This window comes from Campylobacter sp. US33a (assembly GCF_004378855.1).
GTDB lineage: Bacteria > Campylobacterota > Campylobacteria > Campylobacterales > Campylobacteraceae > Campylobacter_D.
This window is the reverse complement of record NZ_RYYL01000006.1, coordinates 133,303-146,590: the sequence shown is the minus strand read 5'-3', so window position 1 is coordinate 146,590 and position 13,288 is coordinate 133,303. Positions and strand designations below refer to the sequence as shown.

Here is a 13,288-nt window from a genome sequence, read left to right as displayed (position 1 = left end):
AAAACCTTAGTTTATTTTTTTAGATGAGCAATAACTTTATCAATTTTTTTACTCGCTTCAGTGTAATTTCCATCTTTTAATTCCTCTAAAGCTTCGATAGCAAAATCAAAATCTTCAAATTCATTTAAATAAGTCTCAATTGCTTCTCTTATAATGATAGATTTTGGTTTAGATAAATTTTTACTGATTTGATCTAAACGATTTTTTAATTTTGTTGGTAATTTTAGAGAGTAACTTTTGAATTCTTCTTTGCTTTTCATTACTTTCTCCTTAATGTTTTTTATAAAATTTTATAGGTTGTTTGCAAACTTTGCAAGTAAAATTAGCGCCTGAATTTTGAATTTTGTTGTGAATTCCATAAGGCACATCATGAACTTTACCTTTGCAATTGCAAGAATATAAATAAGTGCAAATTTCTTCTTCGTGAACTATATCTCTAACCTCTTCAAAACTTGCATCATCTCCTTCATCAGTGCTTAAGGAAGATTTTCTCCATTTTTCAACCTTCATATCTTCGTATAAGATATGACCCAATAGCCATTGTTTGGCTATAACATAAAGCTTTTCTTTAAGATCGTTTGTAGATCTAATGTCTTTAATTAAATCTATCATCATTTGTATGATTTCTTTGTGAATTTTTTTATGCTCTTCATAGTTTGGATAACCTATCATTTGCATATATTTTTCTTCGTCATTAAAATGATTTTTCATATATGTAAAAAATTCAGCAAGTAAATTTTTAACATCACTTTTACATACCGGACGATCTGAAATTCTTTCAACTTCAGCAGCTAATTCAAAGAGTTTTTTGTGTTGATCATCAATTCTAGCATTATGAACACTATAACTATTGTCCCACTTAGGTAACATCTTTTCACCTTTTTTACGAAGTAATTTTATACTTAGCAAAGATTATATCATAAAAAACAAAAATACAAATGATAAATTAAAATTTTTAATGTAAAATTCTTATATTCTCAACCAAAAAAGGAAAGCAATGGCAACTAAAATTCTTTTACTTGAAGATGATATGAGCTTAAGTGAAATTATTGATGAGTATTTAAGTGATATGGGCTATGAAATTAAAGTAGTAGATAATGCAGCTGACGCTCTTGATTTGGCTTATGAGCAAAAATTTGATCTTTGGATTTTGGATGTGAAAGTTCCTTTGGGCGATGGTTTTTCTTTATTAAAAGAATTAAGAAGTGCAGGAAAAGATACGCCCGCTATTTTTATGACTTCTTTAAATACCGTGCAAGATTTACAAAAGGGCTTTGGCGTGGGTTGTGATGATTATATACGAAAACCTTTTGAACTTGTAGAACTTTGCGTGCGTATAGAGTCTTTGCTTAAGCGTTCTTTTTCACATAAAAACGATGATTATGAAGATTTAGGGAATGGCTATAAATTTGCTTTGCGTTCTCAAATTTTGTACCATAATTCAGAGGCTTTATCTTTACCCAGTAAGGAAATCAAGCTTTTAAGTTTATTATTGCAAAATAAAAATAATTTTTTAAGTTTGGAGCGTATTTTTGAAGAATTGTGGGATTATAATGAAGAACCTAGCGAAATGAGTTTAAGGGTTTATGTGAAAAATTTAAGAAAAATTTTAGGAAAAGATAAAATTATCAATCAACGCGGAAGGGGATATTGTTATGTCCGAAGCTAAAAGCGTTATCAGACAAATTTTACTTATTTATCTTACAACAACAGGAGTATTTTTAAGTATTTTCTTTGGAATTTGGTATGAAAAACTTTATGAGGAGTTAATTTCTGAAAAAAGTATAAATTTAAAAGAATATCATCGAAATATTGTTATAGGTATCACAAATTCAAGATTTGTACCTTTAGAACAAAGTGCTGCTGATATTGCTAAAGATTCTGAGCTTAAATTTGCGATTTTTGATCGTAAAAAGGTATTTTTTAGTAATTTAGATTATAGGGTGGATGAAATCACTTTAAAATACAGAGGACAAGGCGGTAGAGATATTTATAAAAATACAGTTTTTTTTATAGCACCGCTTAGTTCATCTCATTATTATCTAAGACATTTTAAGAATTTTAATCCAATAAATGAAGAAAAAATAAATAAAAATGGTTTAAAAATACTGATACAGGGATTTGAAGTTAGCAAAGAATTGTTTTTAATCCGCTTGCAAGTATTTTTATCTGCCTTACTATCATTTGTGTTAATAGGAATTATCTCTTATTTTTTGGTGAAAATTGCTTTAAGACCTTTGGAAAATAAAATTCATACTTTAAATCGCTTCATTAAAGATTCAACCCATGAAATCAACACCCCTTTAAGTGTAATTTTAATGAGTGTTGAGCAGCTTGAGAGACAAGATCAAAATAATTCGCCAAAATTCAAACGCATTAAACTTGCAGCAAAAACTTTAAATCAAATTTATTCCGATTTGGTTTTTTATAATTTTCCCAATACTATTGCCCAAGATAAGGTTCATATTGATATGAAAAATTTAATCTTAGAGCGTTTGGAATATTTTAAATTATTTTTTGAACAAAAAAAAATCGAACTTGTTTTAAATTTAAACGATAACAATACACTTTTTGCAAATAAAAATCGTATTGCTAAAATGCTTGATAATCTTTTAAGTAATGCTATTAAATATAATAAAAAAAGTGGCAAAATTTATATTTCACTCAGTGAAAATATTTTAGAAATTAAAGATACAGGTTGTGGTATAGATAAACAAAATTTAAAAAATATCTTTGAGCGTTACGCAAGATTCAATCAAGATCAAGGGGGATTTGGCATAGGACTTGCTTTAGTAAAAAACATTGCCAAAGAGTATGAGATTAGCGTAGAATGCCAATCTGTTCCAAACGAAGGTAGTAGCTTTATTTTAAAATGGTGATTATTTTTTGATAAACCAAGTTAAATATGCGCAAAGTAAAGACAAAAATAAAGAAAAAAGCGCATAAAGATTAAATTCAATCAAGCTTAAAAAGGTTGAACTTAATAAAAATCCACCCATAGCACTATAAATGGCAATTTTATATAAAATGCCATTTTGTGCCATTTTTCTACAAGGACAAAATTTTATAAAACTTTTTTGTAAATTTTCTTCAGTAGGATATTTAAAATTAATTAAAACGGCAATTAAAGTAATAAAATTTAAAACAAGAAGATAAGAGAGCAATACAAACATATTTATTCACCTATATATCTTAACCAGTAAGGTAAATGCTCTTGTTCTGTCTTTAAGCTCGTTTGTTCACCATGTCCTGGCAAAAGAATAAAGTCATTCTTATAAGCCATAGCTTTTTTTAGACTTTGCTTCATTAAAGTGGCATCGGAATAAGGAAAATCCCACCTTCCTATGCTTCTATTAAATAAAAAATCTCCACTAAACATTATTTTCTCTCCAATAAGCTCTATCATACAACAACCTGGAGTATGTCCTGGAAAAAAATGAAATTTAAGCTTAAAATCAGCTATATTAAATTCATCTTCATTGTCGATTAAAATATCAGCTTTACTTGACTCAAAACCTTTGCTAAAAGGATCTTGAAGCATAAATTCATCATTTTTGTGGATGTAAATAGGGATATTAAATTCTTTTTTAACCTTGGCATTATCCCAAACATGATCATAATGTCCGTGAGTGTTTAAAATCGCCAAAGGATTTTTAGTATTTTTTTTGATAAAATCAAGCGCATCAACTCCTGGATCGATAATTAACTCTGCATTTTGTGAGCTTACAATGTAACAATTTGTTTGATAATCCCCGCAAGCTTGTTTTAAAATTTGCATTTTCTACCCTTTTTATTTTTGTGTATTATATAATTTTTATCATTTCTTTTGGACTAAAATTTAAAATATCTACGCATTTTAAAAGAAAAGCTATTATAATTATACTTTTAAAGTTAAGGTAGTAAAAATGGATTATAAGCAAATTTTGCAAAACATTGATAAATTTATAAAAAATAAAATTCAACTTTCTAATACAAAAGGCGTTATCTTAGGACTTAGTGGAGGGATTGATTCTGCTTTAGTTGCAATGCTTTGTAAAAAAGCTTTAAATGAAAATGTTTTTGCGCTCTTAATGCCTACAAGATTTTCCAATCAAGAGAATTTAAACGATGCTTTAATGCTTTGCAAAGAACTCAAACTAGAATATAAAATCTTAGAAATTCAAAATATCTTAGATACTTTTTTAGATAAAAGTGAAAATACCAATAAAATTCGCACGGGTAATTTTGCTGCACGCATTAGAATGAGCTTGCTTTATGATTATTCTGCTTTAAAAAATGCTTTGGTTGTTGGTACTTCAAATAAAAGCGAGTTGCTTTTAGGCTATGGGACAATTTATGGGGATCTAGCTTGTGCTTTTAATCCTATAGGCGATCTTTATAAAAGCGAAATTTACGAGCTTGCAAAACATTTAAATTTACACGAAAATTTCATCAAAAAAGCTCCAAGCGCAGATCTTTGGGAGGAGCAAAGCGATGAAAAAGATTTAGGCTTTTCTTATGAGCTTATAGATAAAGGTTTGAAAGCGCTTGAAAATAACGATAAAAAAGCACTTGAAAAACTTGATCAAAATTTATTAAATATGCTAAATTCAAGATTAAAAAATAATGCTTTTAAAAGAGTAATGCCTGAGATTTTAAGCTTAAGAGTCTTTTGTAAATGAAAGAAAAAAACTACGAACTTTGGCTGGATAATTATTTTTTTAAGCCTAGTTTCTTACAAAAATGTCTTGCAATTTCACTTTTGCCTTTAAGTTTTATTTATACTATTTGTGCGGTTTTAAATAGTTTTTTTCGCAAAAAAATTGATTTTAAAAAACCCATTATAAGTGTGGGGAATTTGAGTTTTGGCGGTAATGGAAAAACGCCTATGTGTAAAGCTATAGCAAAAGAATTTGATGGTGTTTTTGTTGTACTTAGAGGCTATAAGAGAAAGAGCAAAGGTTTAATTGTCGTTAAAAGTCAAAATGGAATTTTATGTGAAGTAAGCAAAAGTGGCGATGAGGCAATGGAATACGCCTTTTGCGAAGAAATTTCTGGCGTGATAGTGAGTGAAGATAGGGTTAAAGGCATAGAAAAGGCCTTTGAATTAGGTGCTAAAATTGTTTTGCTTGATGATGCTTTTTCTAAATTTCATATTAAAAAATTTGATATTTTGCTTGAAAGTAAGATTAAGCCTTTTTTTAATTTTACCCTGCCAAGCGGAGCTTATCGTTTGCCTAAATTTTATGAAAAAAAAGCTGATTTTATTGCACTTGAAGGAAGGGATTTTGTGCGTTATTCTTATGTCAGTGAAAATCCAAAAGCCGTGCTTGTTAGCGCCATTGCCAAGCCTTTTAGGCTATATGAGCATTTTATTAAGGCTAGAGCTTGTTATTTTTTTAAAGATCATTATGAATTTAAAAAAGAAGAGCTTGAAAATTTGCTAAAAAAACATAATTGCGATACACTAATGCTTACTTTTAAAGATTTTGTAAAAGTGAAAGATTTTGGTTTTAAGTGTCAAATCATAGAATTAAATGTTGAATTAAAAGAAAATTTTAAACAAATTTTGCACGAATATGTAAGGAGTTTTGATGTTATTAGTTGAAAGCAGAAATGCTAGCGAAAAAAAAGATTTTAAAGATGCTATTATAAATCCAAATGCCCCGCAAGGTGGGCTTTACTCGCCCTTAATTTTACCTAAATTTGATGGCGAAAAATACACTAATTTACCTTATAAAGAATTTGCATTAAAGTTAATAGAAAGCTTTGAATTTGGTTATGAAGATTTGTTTGAAAAAGCTTTAAAAAGCTATGAAAAATTTGATGATAAAAACTCACCAATAAAACTTCAAAAAATTGCCGATAAAACCTATATTAACGAGCTTTGGCATGGACCTACAAGGGCTTTTAAAGATATGGCTCTGCAACCTTTTGGTGTGCTTTTGAGTGAATTTTCCAAAGATAAAAAGATTTTAATCATTTGCGCTACAAGTGGCGATACAGGACCTGCAACGCTTAAAAGTTTTGAAAATTTAGAAAATATCAAAGTTATTTGTATGTATCCAAAAGGCGGAACAAGCGCTTTACAAGAACTTCAAATGCGATCAATGGATAAGAATAATTTAAAAGTTTTAGCTATAAAAGGCGATTTTGATGATGCGCAACGCACTTTAAAAACCTTGCTTGGAAAACAAGAATTTAAAGATGAATTGCATGATTTAGACTATGAGCTTTGTGCGGCAAATTCGGTGAATTTTGGCAGAATTTTATTTCAAATCATTTATCATTATTATGCAAGTTTAAGGCTTTTTAATGAATTTAAAGAAGAAGTTCAAATCATCGTGCCAAGTGGAAATTTTGGCAATGCTTTAGGGGCTTTTTATGCCAAGTTAATGGGCGCTAAAATTTCAAAGATTAAAATTGCTTCAAATTCTAACAATATCCTAAGTGATTTTTTTCACAAAGGTGAATACGATCTTAAAAATAGGGTGCTTAAAAAGACGATTTCTCCAGCTATGGATATACTTATTTCTTCCAATGTTGAAAGATTATTATTTGCTAAATTTAAAGATAAAAGAACAAAAGAGCTAATGGAGCTACTTAAAACGCAAAAATATTTTAAGCTTGAAAAAGAAGAGTTAAAAAGTTTGCAAGAAGATTTTGAGGCTGATTTTTGCAGTGATGAAGAGTGTATGAAATTTATCAAAAATAGTAAAACTTTAATCGATCCACACACAGCAACTTGTTTTAAAATGCTTGACATATCAAAACCAAGCATCATCACTTCAACTGCTGAATGGACTAAATTTACCCCAAGCATGATAAAAGCACTTTTTGATAGAGAGTGCGAAGATGAAAAAGCAGATTTTAAGCTTCTAGCAAAAGAATTTAAAGTGGATATCAAAAAAGAACTTTTAGAGCTTTTCGATCTTAAAAATACCGATGAAAAGGTTTATGAAATAAGAGACATTGAAAATATAATTTTAGAATGGATTAAAAAATGATTATCATACCTACAAGGCTGGCTTCTACGCGTTTTCCTGAAAAAATTCTTTGTGATATAGGCGGTGTTCCGATGTTTATTGCTACAGCCAAGCAAGTTTCGAGCGTGGATGAAGTTTGTATTGCACTTGATGATGAAAGAGTGCAAGAGATCGCTAAGAAATACGGCTTTAAAGCGGTTTTAACAAGTAAAAACCACGAAAGTGGCACAGATAGGATAAATGAAGCTTGCGAAAAACTAGGACTTAAAGATGATGAAATTATCATCAATGTGCAAGCCGATGAGCCTTTTATCGAGTATGAAAATTTGCTTAAATTTAAAGAATTTGCCAAAGATTGTCTTAAAAAAGATGCTTTCATGGCAAGTTGTTATAAAAAAATCAACAAAGACGAAGCCAGTGATCCAAATTTAGTCAAAGTGCTTTGCGATAAAGACGGCTTTGCTTTGTATTTTTCAAGAGCAAAAATCCCTTATGAAAGAGCAGAGTATGAAGAGAGTTTTAAGGGACATTTAGGCATTTATGCTTATAGCGTTAAGGCTTTGCGCGAATTTTGTGCTTTAAAAAATTCTGCCCTTGAAAAGGCTGAAAAATTAGAGCAATTAAGGGCCATAGAAAATGGTAAAAAAATCAAAATGCTTGAAATTATCACAAATAGCATGGGAATTGACACTAAAGAAGACTACGAAAGGGCTTTGAAATTTATAAAAAGCTAATTTAAATTAGCTTTTTATAATAAAATTTTATTTTCTTTTTTTAGATTTTTAAACAATCTTGTAAAAAATTATAAATTTTTTACACCATAAATGACTTTTTTATCGGTATAAATTCTTTGATAAAATAAGTGTATTTGTATATCTATAAGCCAAAAAAGCTTAATGCTTAATTGGCTTATTTAAAAGTATTTAGTTTAATATCCCCCCCCCCCTAACGCCTTTTGTTGTTGTTTTATGGATTCTTCCATTAAACAACCTTGCCATAATCTGTATTTCTCATCAACATCTTGACAATAATTGCCACCATAAAGCTTGCAAAAATTAACTTGACTTGTATAATCAATTTTTTCAGCACTACAAACCGCCATAGCAATATCATAGGATAAAATCAAAGCCAAAGCCATTAAAAACATTTTTCTCATATTAAACCCTTTACTTCATTTCTAAGTATCTCGCCAAATACATCCTCTTGCTCTAAGTCAATGTTCCAAGATCTTAAATCTTGTTTAAAGCCAGACAGCGCAAACATGCAGTTGAAATTTTCACAATTTTTAACATTCCATTTATCAAGATTTTGATTAAATTTACTTGCAAACATAAAAGCAAGGGACATATCCTTTACCTTTGAGACATTCCATGAATTTATGTCTTGATTAAAAGACTTGGCGCAAAGGAAAATCGAGTCCATATTTTCAAGCGAGCTTGTATCCCATTTATTTAAGGGTTGATTAAAAGAAGTGCCCTTAAACATAGAGCTCATATTGCTTACCTTACTCACGCACTAATCATTGATATTCTCATTAAAATGCTCTGCATAAGCAAACATTTCGCGCATATTTTTAACATTTGAAGTATCCCAAGTGCCTATGCCGCTGAAATTTTTTCGCTTGCTGCCTTTAAAGACTTCGCTTAAATCATCAAGCTTGCTAATATCTAAAGATAATAAATCCAAATTCTCATCTTTCAATAACTCAAGCAAATGTTGCTTGTTCTCAACAATTATTTGTTTCATGTTCTCCTTTCATTTATAAGATAAGCAATTATTATATATATATATATATATAAGTTTTCTCTTAAATGCTTTGAAAACAAATTTTTAATTAAGCCAAATGCTTCCTAATGCCAAAATAAGATAAAATCAGTATAATTTTTAGCCAATCAAACATAAAGGAAAAATATGAAAAAAATATTTTATTTTTTAACTTTGCTTTTTGCTCTAAATTTAGTGGCAAAAGATTTAGTTGTGGGTATGGAGCTTGCTTATCCTCCTTTTGAAATGAGTGATAAAAGCGGCAAAGCAAGTGGGATTAGCGTGGATTTTTTAGAAGCTTTTGCTGAGAAAAATGGCTATAAGCTTGTAGTTAAAAATATCGCTTGGGATGGGCTAATACCTGCTTTAAAAACTGGTAAAATCGATCTTATCATGTCTTCTATGACTATCACAGATGAGCGCAAAAAAACCGTTAGCTTTAGCATACCTTATGCACAAGCAAATTTGGCAATTTTAACCCCTTTAAACTCAAACATTCAAAGCATTAAAGATCTAAATCAAAAGGGTAAAATTCTGGCTTTAAAACGCGGATCTACTGGGCATTTATATGCAAGTAAAAATCTTAAAAATGCCACTATACATTTATTTGATAAAGAAAATGCGGCGATTTTAGAAGTGATACAAGGCAAAGCAGATGGCTTTTTTTACGATCAGCTTAGCATTTATAGAACTTGGCAAAAACACCAAGATACGACAAGAGCTATCTTAGATCCCTTTCAAGAAGAGGCTGAATTTTGGGGTATAGCTGTGCAAAAAGAAAATGTGGAGCTTAAAAAAGAGCTTGATGAATTTATCATACAAAGTAAAAATGATGGATTTTTTGATAGCTTAGGAGAAAAATACCTTAAAAGCATAAAAGATACTTTTAAAGAGAAAAATTTACAGTTTTTCTTTTAATGATAAAAGCCCAAAATAGGGCTTTTATCAAGAATAAGATTTAACAAATTTGGCAATTCTTTCAATTCCTTTGATGATATTTTCTTCACTTGTCGCATAGGAAAGTCTAAAATAACCATCCATTCCAAAACCAATACCTGGGACAACTGCAACTTTTTGATCTTCAAGTAATTTTTTGCAAAATTTCATCGAGTCTTTTTCTAATTTGCTGATATTAACAAAAAGGTAAAAAGCACCTTGTGGTTTATAAACACTGATATTTGAAATTTCATTTAGCATTTTAAGTGCTGTATTGCGTCGCTTTTCAAAAGCTTGTCTCATATTTTCTATATCTTTGTCAATTTCTCCATTTAAAGCAGGTATGGCAGCGTATTGAGTGATTGAACATATATTGGATGTGCTTTGTCCTTGAAGCCTTTTAACGGCTGAAACTAACTCTTTATTTTTACTTGCCATATAGCCAAAACGCCAACCTGGCATTGCGCTACATTTGCTTAAGCCATTGATAGTAACTGTTCTTTTTAGCGCATCTTCACTAACTCCTGCAAAAGCACAAAATTCAACCCCATCATAACAAAGTTTTTCATACATTTCATCACTTAAAACAGTGATATTTGTGCCTTCTAAAACTTTGGCTATGCTGGTAAGCTCTTCTTTTGTATACATTGCACCAACGGGATTTGATGGAGAATTTAGGATTAATACTTTTGTTTTTGGTGTAATAGCTTGTTTTAATTGTTCAGCTGTGATTTTAAAACCATTTTCTTCTATACCTTCTATAAAAATAGGCTTTCCTTCTGCAAATTTAACCATTTCAGGGTAACTTACCCAGTAAGGACTAGGGATAATCACTTCATCGCCTGCCTCAACAAGACACTCAATGCAGTTAAAAAGTGAGTGTTTTGCACCAACATTAGTGATAATTTCGCTAAGCTCGTAGTCTAAATTATTATCTTTTTTGAGTTTTGTTTGGATAGCTTTTAAGGTATCTTTGATACCTGCAACGGCTGTATATTTTCCACAGCCTTTCTCTATAGCTTTAATTGCAACATCTTTGACAATTTTTGGAGTATCAAAATCAGGCTCTCCTGCTGAAAAACTGATGATATCTTCACCTTTTGCTTTAAGCTCATTTGCAAGAGCAGTGATTGCTAAAGTGATGGACTCTTCTAAAACTTGAGATCTTTTACTTAACATTTATCTATCCTTCAAAAAAATTTTGTAAATTCTAGCAAAAATATTTACATAAAATTTTAAAATCATAATAATTTTCCTTTTAAGTCCGTTAAATATAATAAAATTGTTAATTTTTGTTAATTCTCGCTAAGTTCTTTTGCGACTTGTGCAGCAAGTTTTAATTTATCATTATCAAAATGAGTATAAATTCTTGAAGTATTTAAACTTGCATGTCCCAAAGCTTCTTGCACCAAAACCAAATCTTTTTGTTTTTTGTAAAGCAAGGTGGCAAAAGTATGCCTTAGCATATGTGCGCCATTTTTTTGTTTGCGAATTCCTGCTTTAAAAAGTAATTGTTCTACAATGCGCGAAATGTAAGATTGGGTAAGTGGCATACCTTTTTTATTGACAAAAAGTAGGGCATCTTTGCTTAAATAATTAATTTTGACATTTTTTAATAAAGAGGCTATAAGTTCTTTTTTAATCATCACAATACGGTATTTATTACCTTTGGCTCGAATTCTTATAGTGTAAAGATCGTTTTCTTCGCTAATATCTTTTAGCTTGATGTTAATGGCTTCACTGACGCGAATACCTGTAAAAATGATGATTTTAATGATAAGTTTGTTGCGTATGGTATTGCTTTTAAAGTCTGCATTTTCCACAGCATCAAGGAATTTTTTCAACTCTTCTTCGCTCATAAATTCAGGTAATTTCACTCCTTTTGCCCCTACAATGCCTGCCCAATTTTTTAAAGTGATCTCAAAAAGATGTGCTTTTTTATCTTCTTCGTTTTGTTTGTCTAAAAAATCAAAGAAATTAATCACAGCAATGCGGTAATTTTTCTTACTCGCATCAGAAAGCGATCCTGTAATGCTTGCTAGAATTTCTATGATTAAAGATTCGTCAATTTGCTTTAAAGAATAGAGTTTATAAAAAAGTAAATATTCAAAAAGCTTTTTTAGGGGATTAAAATAAGTATTTACGCCTCCAAGTCCAGCATTACGGGCTTTTTTAGCTAAAGCATCCAATTCTTCGATATTTTTAACACCCTTTGTGAGTAAATAATTTACTTCAGCTAGGGCTGCGGGATTTTTTAGTTCTTTGTTTGAAAGCGAACTGAGTTTAAATTTTACATATTTAGCAAGCCAAAATAAAAAAGACTTTTCAAAATTTTCTTCGCAATCTAAGGGATATTTCATAATTATGTATTTCCTAAAATTAAACTTTTTTTGAAATTTATATTTTAATATGCACTTTGTAAAAAAAAGCTTTTTTTGCTTTGATTAAAAAATAAAAATTATTAAAATTATGATTTAATTTTTTGATAAAAAATTAAAATAAAAACAAACTTAATTGATATGTAAAAAGATATGATAAAAGGTAAAAATACATAAAATTTTTATTTTTGTATTGAAAACTATAATTTTCAAACTTTTTTATATATCTACTCTATTTCATATATAAATTGTTCTAAAGCTATATTTTTAGGTATTTTGATGATTTTATATTTTGGATGATTTTAATTTATCCATAGAATTTAGTGTATTATTTTTTGAAAACTGTTTTGTAATTTTATACAAGTAAGATTGGAGTTAAATTTTTAATATATATGATTAAGCTTATTTTAATAATATTATTTTTATCAAAATTTATATTATTTTGATAATTTAATAAAATAATTGGATTTTCTATTTTATGAATTTATAAATTTGTAAAATATTTTTAAAGCATTTTCTACCCCACCCCATCAAAATATTATTTAAAAGCTACAAAAGTTTCAAAATTCACCCATTTAAAAATACTCTCAACCTTTTTAAATCCTGCATTTTTAAGCATGGTGATATTTTCAATTTCTGTATAAGGGATAAGCACATTTTCTAGTGCTTCTCTTTTGGTTGAAATTTCTATTTTGCTATAACCTTGCTCCTCTTTATAATTTTCGTAAATTTCTATCATTTTTTTAGAAATTTTAGCATCTTCATATAGGATTTTTTCACTGATGATAAAAATGCCATTTTCGTTTAAATGCTCATAAATTTTATTTACAAGTTCTTGTCTTTTTGGTGGGCGGATAAATTGCAAAGTATAATTTGCGATAAAAATATCATTTTTAAAAAACTCAAATTCATCTAAATTTGCATTAAAAAATTGAAGTTTTATACCAAAAGCATTGCTTTTATTTTTAGCGATTTCGAGCATAGCGTCTGCATTATCGACACCACTTAAAATAAAATCCTTTCTTTTTTCACCCAAAGCAAGTAATAAATTCGCCGTAGAACAACCAAGATCACAAATTTTAGCATTTTGCTTAGCAAAAAGCGAGATGAAATCAACAATGAGTTTTAAATTTTTATCATAAAAGGGAATGGATCTTAGCACCATATCATCAAACACACTAGCCACGCTTTTATCAAATTCAAACTGCTTTTCCAAAGGTTTTTTAAAAATATCATCTTTCATTT

The 13,288-nt window shown here is 29.3% G+C and carries 16 protein-coding genes and 1 pseudogene; 7 read left to right on the top strand and 10 right to left on the bottom strand.

Annotation, left to right across the window (positions count from 1 at the left end):
• Positions 1-11: 11 nt before the first annotated feature.
• Both ELQ16_RS06090 and ELQ16_RS06085 read right to left on the bottom strand, forming a co-directional pair.
• Positions 12-260, bottom strand: a complete 249-nt coding sequence (locus ELQ16_RS06090; protein ID WP_134238672.1) for a ribbon-helix-helix domain-containing protein — start codon at positions 258-260, stop codon at positions 12-14.
• 10 nt (positions 261-270) lie between these two features.
• Positions 271-870, bottom strand: a complete 600-nt coding sequence (locus ELQ16_RS06085) for a bacteriohemerythrin (RefSeq protein ID WP_134238671.1) — start codon at positions 868-870, stop codon at positions 271-273.
• Between the two features lie 127 nt (positions 871-997).
• Between ELQ16_RS06085 and ELQ16_RS06080 the strand changes: the two genes are divergently transcribed.
• Together ELQ16_RS06080 and ELQ16_RS06075 are read left to right on the top strand one after the other, a co-directional pair.
• A complete protein-coding gene (locus tag ELQ16_RS06080) occupies positions 998-1,669 on the top strand; it encodes a response regulator transcription factor (protein ID WP_134238670.1) in 672 nt (223 codons plus the stop codon).
• A complete protein-coding gene (locus tag ELQ16_RS06075; RefSeq protein WP_134238669.1) occupies positions 1,656-2,879 on the top strand; it encodes a HAMP domain-containing sensor histidine kinase in 1,224 nt (407 codons plus the stop codon). Before ELQ16_RS06080 ends, ELQ16_RS06075 begins: the two co-directional genes overlap by 14 nt.
• Here the strand turns inward: ELQ16_RS06075 and ELQ16_RS10480 are convergent, their stop codons facing one another.
• Positions 2,880-3,173 (bottom strand): hypothetical protein, encoded by a 294-nt coding sequence (locus ELQ16_RS10480; RefSeq protein WP_134238668.1) that lies wholly within the window; start codon positions 3,171-3,173, stop codon positions 2,880-2,882. It abuts the gene before it with no gap.
• Between the two features lie 2 nt (positions 3,174-3,175).
• Positions 3,176-3,778: an MBL fold metallo-hydrolase gene (locus ELQ16_RS06065; protein ID WP_134238667.1), complete on the bottom strand. Its 603-nt coding sequence runs from the start codon at positions 3,776-3,778 to the stop codon at positions 3,176-3,178.
• 124 nt (positions 3,779-3,902) lie between these two features.
• Here ELQ16_RS06065 and ELQ16_RS06060 point away from each other — a divergent pair.
• The 4 genes and pseudogenes from ELQ16_RS06060 to kdsB all read left to right on the top strand — a co-directional run.
• Positions 3,903-4,661 (top strand): annotated as a pseudogene (locus ELQ16_RS06060) (NAD+ synthase); the annotation flags it as partial.
• On the top strand, positions 4,658-5,587 hold the full coding sequence (locus ELQ16_RS06055; RefSeq protein ID WP_134238665.1) for a tetraacyldisaccharide 4'-kinase: 930 nt from the start codon (positions 4,658-4,660) through the stop codon (positions 5,585-5,587). The pseudogene ELQ16_RS06060 and the gene ELQ16_RS06055, both read left to right, overlap by 4 nt.
• Positions 5,574-6,986: a threonine synthase gene (gene thrC, locus ELQ16_RS06050; protein WP_134238664.1), complete on the top strand. Its 1,413-nt coding sequence runs from the start codon at positions 5,574-5,576 to the stop codon at positions 6,984-6,986. The genes ELQ16_RS06055 and thrC overlap by 14 nt, the downstream gene beginning before the upstream one ends.
• On the top strand, positions 6,983-7,699 hold the full coding sequence (gene kdsB / locus ELQ16_RS06045; RefSeq protein ID WP_134238663.1) for a 3-deoxy-manno-octulosonate cytidylyltransferase: 717 nt from the start codon (positions 6,983-6,985) through the stop codon (positions 7,697-7,699). The genes thrC and kdsB overlap by 4 nt, the downstream gene beginning before the upstream one ends.
• Before the next feature lie 194 nt (positions 7,700-7,893).
• On the opposite strand, the gene ELQ16_RS06040 is transcribed toward kdsB, so the two are convergent.
• Genes ELQ16_RS06040 through ELQ16_RS06030 form a run of 3 tightly spaced genes read right to left on the bottom strand, consistent with a single transcriptional unit; the run spans position 7,894 to position 8,711 of the window.
• Positions 7,894-8,121, bottom strand: a complete 228-nt coding sequence (locus ELQ16_RS06040; protein WP_134238662.1) for a hypothetical protein — start codon at positions 8,119-8,121, stop codon at positions 7,894-7,896.
• Positions 8,118-8,477, bottom strand: coding sequence for a BspA family leucine-rich repeat surface protein (locus ELQ16_RS06035; RefSeq protein ID WP_279586260.1), 360 nt, complete (start codon positions 8,475-8,477; stop codon positions 8,118-8,120). The genes ELQ16_RS06040 and ELQ16_RS06035 overlap by 4 nt, the downstream gene beginning before the upstream one ends.
• A gap of 3 nt (positions 8,478-8,480) precedes the next feature.
• Positions 8,481-8,711, bottom strand: a complete 231-nt coding sequence (locus tag ELQ16_RS06030; RefSeq protein ID WP_134238660.1) for a BspA family leucine-rich repeat surface protein — start codon at positions 8,709-8,711, stop codon at positions 8,481-8,483.
• A gap of 165 nt (positions 8,712-8,876) precedes the next feature.
• On the opposite strand from ELQ16_RS06030, the gene ELQ16_RS06025 reads away from it, so the two are divergent.
• Positions 8,877-9,647, top strand: a complete 771-nt coding sequence (locus tag ELQ16_RS06025; RefSeq protein ID WP_134238659.1) for a transporter substrate-binding domain-containing protein — start codon at positions 8,877-8,879, stop codon at positions 9,645-9,647.
• A 27-nt stretch (positions 9,648-9,674) separates the two neighbouring features.
• On the opposite strand, the gene ELQ16_RS06020 is transcribed toward ELQ16_RS06025, so the two are convergent.
• The 3 genes from ELQ16_RS06020 to cmoA all read right to left on the bottom strand — a co-directional run bounded on the left by ELQ16_RS06020 (position 9,675) and on the right by cmoA (position 13,286).
• A complete protein-coding gene (locus tag ELQ16_RS06020; RefSeq protein WP_134238658.1) occupies positions 9,675-10,844 on the bottom strand; it encodes a pyridoxal phosphate-dependent aminotransferase in 1,170 nt (389 codons plus the stop codon).
• A gap of 116 nt (positions 10,845-10,960) precedes the next feature.
• Positions 10,961-12,025, bottom strand: coding sequence for a tyrosine-type recombinase/integrase (locus ELQ16_RS06015; RefSeq protein ID WP_134238657.1), 1,065 nt, complete (start codon positions 12,023-12,025; stop codon positions 10,961-10,963).
• A 556-nt stretch (positions 12,026-12,581) separates the two neighbouring features.
• Positions 12,582-13,286 carry a carboxy-S-adenosyl-L-methionine synthase CmoA gene (gene cmoA, locus ELQ16_RS06010; protein WP_134238656.1) on the bottom strand — a complete coding sequence of 235 codons (705 nt, stop codon included), beginning with the start codon at positions 13,284-13,286 and terminating at the stop codon, positions 12,582-12,584.
• Positions 13,287-13,288: the final 2 nt, after the last annotated feature.

Excerpts from the sequence above, each read along its gene's own strand:
- ELQ16_RS06090 (WP_134238672.1), bottom strand. The coding sequence starts at position 260 with ATGAAAAGCAAAGAAGAATTCAAAAGTTACTCTCTAAAATTACCAACA.
- ELQ16_RS06085 (WP_134238671.1), bottom strand. The coding sequence starts at position 870 with ATGTTACCTAAGTGGGACAATAGTTATAGTGTTCATAATGCTAGAATT.
- ELQ16_RS06080 (WP_134238670.1), top strand. The coding sequence starts at position 998 with ATGGCAACTAAAATTCTTTTACTTGAAGATGATATGAGCTTAAGTGAA.
- ELQ16_RS06075 (WP_134238669.1), top strand. The coding sequence starts at position 1,656 with ATGTCCGAAGCTAAAAGCGTTATCAGACAAATTTTACTTATTTATCTT.
- ELQ16_RS10480 (WP_134238668.1), bottom strand. The coding sequence starts at position 3,173 with ATGTTTGTATTGCTCTCTTATCTTCTTGTTTTAAATTTTATTACTTTA.
- ELQ16_RS06065 (WP_134238667.1), bottom strand. The coding sequence starts at position 3,778 with ATGCAAATTTTAAAACAAGCTTGCGGGGATTATCAAACAAATTGTTAC.
- ELQ16_RS06055 (WP_134238665.1), top strand. The coding sequence starts at position 4,658 with ATGAAAGAAAAAAACTACGAACTTTGGCTGGATAATTATTTTTTTAAG.
- thrC (WP_134238664.1), top strand. The coding sequence starts at position 5,574 with ATGTTATTAGTTGAAAGCAGAAATGCTAGCGAAAAAAAAGATTTTAAA.
- kdsB (WP_134238663.1), top strand. The coding sequence starts at position 6,983 with ATGATTATCATACCTACAAGGCTGGCTTCTACGCGTTTTCCTGAAAAA.
- ELQ16_RS06040 (WP_134238662.1), bottom strand. The coding sequence starts at position 8,121 with ATGAGAAAAATGTTTTTAATGGCTTTGGCTTTGATTTTATCCTATGAT.
- ELQ16_RS06030 (WP_134238660.1), bottom strand. The coding sequence starts at position 8,711 with ATGAAACAAATAATTGTTGAGAACAAGCAACATTTGCTTGAGTTATTG.
- ELQ16_RS06025 (WP_134238659.1), top strand. The coding sequence starts at position 8,877 with ATGAAAAAAATATTTTATTTTTTAACTTTGCTTTTTGCTCTAAATTTA.
- ELQ16_RS06020 (WP_134238658.1), bottom strand. The coding sequence starts at position 10,844 with ATGTTAAGTAAAAGATCTCAAGTTTTAGAAGAGTCCATCACTTTAGCA.
- ELQ16_RS06015 (WP_134238657.1), bottom strand. The coding sequence starts at position 12,025 with ATGAAATATCCCTTAGATTGCGAAGAAAATTTTGAAAAGTCTTTTTTA.
- cmoA (WP_134238656.1), bottom strand. The coding sequence starts at position 13,286 with ATGAAAGATGATATTTTTAAAAAACCTTTGGAAAAGCAGTTTGAATTT.